The sequence below is a fragment of the Streptomyces sp. NPDC058375 genome (assembly GCF_042723425.1).
GTDB lineage: Bacteria > Actinomycetota > Actinomycetes > Streptomycetales > Streptomycetaceae > Streptomyces > Streptomyces durocortorensis.
The window spans coordinates 1-2314 of sequence record NZ_JBHXJG010000458.1 but is presented as its reverse complement, the minus strand read 5'-3'; the positions used below and the strand labels follow the sequence as shown (position 1 = coordinate 2314).

The 2314-nt window shown below is 77.2% G+C and carries 1 protein-coding gene; it reads right to left on the bottom strand.

Going from position 1 to position 2314, the window contains the following annotated elements:
- A partial coding sequence (locus ACFWM7_RS34985; RefSeq protein ID WP_383268737.1) for a DUF5682 family protein occupies positions 1-2306 on the bottom strand: 2306 nt, incomplete at its 3' end.
- Positions 2307-2314: the final 8 nt, after the last annotated feature.

Here is a 2314-nt window from a genome sequence, read left to right as displayed (position 1 = left end):
GCCCTGGCCCGGTCGAGCCCGGGTCCGAAGCCTCCGGGCGCCCGGCCGGCGTCGTCCCGGCGGGCGCCCTCGGGGGCGGTCCCGCGCCGGACCAGCTCGCCGAGTGTGCGCCGTACGCCCGGTTCGTACGCGGAGAACGTGCGGCGCAGCAGCGGCAGCACGTCGGTGAACTGGTCGGCGGGGACACCGGTCAGCCAGGTGTCGACGAGGCCGAGCAGCCGTTCGTCGTGGACCAGCAGCATGCCGCCGCCCGACGTGCCGCCGACGAACCCCTCGATCCAGGCGGCGGCGTCGGCGGGCTGGGTGCCGGGCGAGAGCGCCAGGCCCATCAGCCGGGCCGCCTCGTCCTCCGCGAGCCGTCCGTCGTCCAGGAGCAGCCGGGTGGCCCGGCCCCTGATGACCCCGGCGACCGTGTCCCGGGCCGCCAGCTTGTGCAGGACGGCGTCCCAGCGCGCCCGCAGTCCCGTGTCCCGGTCCGCCCCGGTCGCCAGCAGGCCGATCGCCCCGTGTACGGCCTCCACGCGACCGCGCAGCGTCTCCGCGCCGTCCGTGTCGAGGCCGGTGCAGGCGGGCGGCAGGCCGACGCAGATCCGCTCGGCGAGTCCGGCGGCGACCTCCGCGAGCGCCGCCGTGTCCGTGGCGCGCACGTCCCCGTACCGCAGGGAGCGGGCCAGGGCGGGCAGCGCGTCCGCGAGGTGGCCGACGTCCGCGTCGAGTGCGGCCCGGTCGGCGAGGGCCTTCATCACGACGGGCAGCGCGTCGGGCAGTTCGGCCAGGAGGCAGTGTTCGGCGAGTGCGGTGACGTCGGCCAGGGCCGTCGCCGCCACGGCCCCCGTCTCGGCCTTCGCGGTGGCGGCGGTGAGGACGGTGGTGCCCCACACGCCGGCCTCCGCGACCCGGACGTACAGCTCCGGTTCCCAGCTCAGCCGCCAGCTCTCCCGGAAGGTGCCGGTGCTGGCCCGCCCCGCGACCGGGTCGCCCCAGCCGACGTCGAGGAGGCGCAACCGGTGCAGAAGGCGGCTGCGGGCGGCATCGGTCTCCTTGCGCAGGTCGAGGTCCAGCTCGCGTTCCGACGCCTCCGGCTTGAGCCGGAGGGTGCGCTGGCTTCTGGTCAGGTCCCGTTGCAGCGGGACGGCCGGGGCGGTGTCCGGCACCTCGCCGAGGCACTCGCCGACGATCAGCCGGTCCCGGACGAGGGCGAGCGGGACGTCGGACCCCTCGCACATGACGGCCCGCACCGCGTCGGTCGTCTCGCCCAGGCCGGCGAGCGGCCGGCCCCGGAGGGCGGCGAGGGTCTCGGCGAGCCGGACGGCCTCGATGACATGGGCGGTTGAGACGGGCCGGTCCTCCGCGCGCAGCAGTCCGGCGACCTTGGTCATCCAGCGCTCGATCGGCCGGTCGGCCGCCTCGAAGAGGTGCCCGTACCAGCCGGGCGAGTCGATCCCGGCCCCGTATCCGCTGTGCCGGGCGAGCCGGCGGTGGGTCCACGGCACCCAGGTCAGGTCCGCCTTGACCTTCGGGAGGCCCTTGAGCAGGGCGCGGTCGGCGGCGAGAGTGGTGCGCGCGGCGAGAGCGGGCACGTGCCAGGCGCCGCAGACGACGGCGACGGCGTCCCCGAACTCCTTGCGTGCGGTACGCAGCTGGATCCGCATGTACGCCTCGCGCACCGCGTCACGGGGCTGCCCGCCGTCGCCGTACGCCTCGCGGAGCGCGCCCATGGCATCCGCCAGCGCGACGAACGGCGCGAGCGCGCCCGTACCGTCCGCGTCCCCCGCACCGCCCACCTCTCCCGCACCGCCCGGCGAACGGTGCTCGACGACGTCCTCCCACCAGCGTTCCGGATCGTCGTACCCGGCGGTCTCGGCGAGCACCCGGATCGGGTCGACGACCGGCGTGGCCGCTGCCTCGGCTTCCTCGGCTTCCTCGGCCCGCTCCCCCGGCGCCTCGCCGCCCTCCGGGCCCGGCGCGGGTTCCTTGAGCGCGAGGGAGTGGGCGGCGGGCAGGTCGATGAAGCGGACCGGGACGTCGTGGTCGAGGGCCCAGCGGATGGCCACCCACTCGGGCGAGAACGCGGCCATCGGCCAGAAGGAGGCCCGCCCCGGATCGTCCACGGCGTGCGCGAGCAGCGCGACGGGCGGACGCATCTGCGGGTCGGCGGCCAGCGGCAGCAGCGCGTCGCCCTCCGGCGGCCCCTCGATGAGGACCGCGGCGGGGCGGGCCGCCGCGAGCGCGGCAAGAACCGCGCGCGCCGACCCGGGGCCGTGGTGCCGCACCCCCAGGAGCCAGGGCCCGGCGGCCGGGCGCAGCCCCGGCC